Source organism: Thermus aquaticus, assembly GCF_001280255.1.
GTDB classification, from domain to species: domain Bacteria; phylum Deinococcota; class Deinococci; order Deinococcales; family Thermaceae; genus Thermus; species Thermus aquaticus.
The window spans coordinates 1-1,555 of sequence record NZ_LHCI01000103.1 but is presented as its reverse complement, the minus strand read 5'-3'; the positions used below and the strand labels follow the sequence as shown (position 1 = coordinate 1,555).

Genomic DNA, 1,555 nt, shown 5'->3' with positions numbered 1-1,555 from the left:
CCTCGGGGAGCCCTTGCGAGGGCCGGAGCTGGGCAGGTTTTGGAAGTACCGGGTGGGGGACTATCGCCTGATCTGCCACATCCGGGATCGGGAGGCCACCGTCTTGGTGGTCCGGGTGGGCCATCGGCGGGACGTTTACCGCTGAGCCGGCTTTCTTCGTTTCCGGCCCCCTTCTCGGGCGGGCGCCACGGGCCGGCACGGGGGCCTTGCCCCCAGGGTGAGCGCTCCCCCGCTCACCGCTCAGCGCCCTGGTAAACGCCAGGCGCTTATCTTGAGCGCCCTCTTTAGCGATGAGCGCTCAGGGCGTGCTAGCCTCAGGTCATGGGACAACCCGAGGAACTCCTCTTCCCCGCCCTGGCTGCGGAGGCCCTGGGGGTCAGCCCGGCCACGCTGAGGCGCTACGCCCAGGCCTGGGAGAAGGTCTTCGGCCCCCTCCCCCGTGCCCCGGGAGGGGGAAGGCTGTGGCCCCGCCCCGCCCTGGCCCGGCTGAAGGCGGCCCGGGAGCTGGCCCATAGGGAGGGCCTGCCCCTGGAGGAGGCCCTCCTCCGGGTGGAGGGGGAGGCCCCCCTGGTGGCCACCGCCCGCCCCGAGGAAGAGGCCCTGGCCCTCCTCCGGGAGGTGGTGGCCAGGATGGAGGCCTTGGAGGGGGAGGTGCGGGCCCTCAAGGAGGAGAACGCCCGCCTGAGGGAGGCCCTCAGGGCCCTGGAGCCCCCGAAGAGGCGGCCCTGGTGGAGGTTTTGGGGGTAAAATCCCTCCCATGAAAATGGCACGCCCCCCGGGTGGGACCCGGAGAGCCTCAGCTTGGCCCACTGAGGCCTCCATCCTACCCCGAGGGGGCGGGAGGAGGCAAGCGTGGAGCACACAGAGGCCAAAATCTCCCTTCTCCAAGGGGAAAACCTTAGCAAGCGTGAACTAGCCCGGATTCTTTTCCAGGAGCCCTACCTCGCGGCCTTCCGGGAGCGCCTTCCCCGCTACCCCTACGCCACGGACGACCCCCGGCAGGGGATGCGGCCGCGGAGGAAGGAGAAGGCCCTCGAGCACCTCTACATCCAGGTTGGCCGCTACCCCCACGCGATTTTCCGCATCGTCCTGGACCTGGACGAGCCCACCTGGTGGGACGCGATGGACCGCATCCCGCCCACCCTCACCATCCCCAACCCCCGGGCCCCCTGGAAGGCCCACATCGTCTACGAGCTGGAGCCCCCTATCTGGCTTTCCTCCCCCAAGGCCCACGAGGGGCAGGCCAACCCCTTCGCCCTGGTGCGGGAGGTAGATGCCCTCCTTCGGGCTTACTTTGGGGCGGACCCGGCCTACAACGGCCTCCTGGGGCGGAACCCCCTGGCCCACCCCTACCTCATCGGGGGCGGGAAGCTCTGGGACCTCCCCGGCCTCCTGGAGGAGCTTAGGGAACTCACCCCAAGGAGGCGGGCCCTGGCCTACCTGGACACGGCCACCTACGGGCGCAACTGCACCCTGTTTGACCATGTGCGGGCCTTCGCCTACGGCGTGGTGGCCCTGTACCGGGGGAAGCCGAACGGCTTTGGGCTCTTCCGGC

At 70.0% G+C, this 1,555-nt stretch carries 3 protein-coding genes; all 3 read left to right on the top strand.

The annotated features are described in order from the left end of the window. Positions 1 to 13: 13 nt before the first annotated feature. Entirely contained in the window at positions 14 to 145 is a 132-nt protein-coding gene (locus tag BVI061214_RS13585) for a type II toxin-antitoxin system RelE family toxin (RefSeq protein ID WP_282953980.1), read from the top strand. 176 nt (positions 146 to 321) lie between these two features. Then, positions 322 to 747, top strand: coding sequence for a MerR family transcriptional regulator (locus BVI061214_RS00755; protein ID WP_053766917.1), 426 nt, complete (start codon positions 322 to 324; stop codon positions 745 to 747). A gap of 105 nt (positions 748 to 852) precedes the next feature. Next, the coding region (locus BVI061214_RS13980; protein ID WP_211256768.1) for a replication initiation protein at positions 853 to 1,555 on the top strand (703 nt) is incomplete at its 3' end.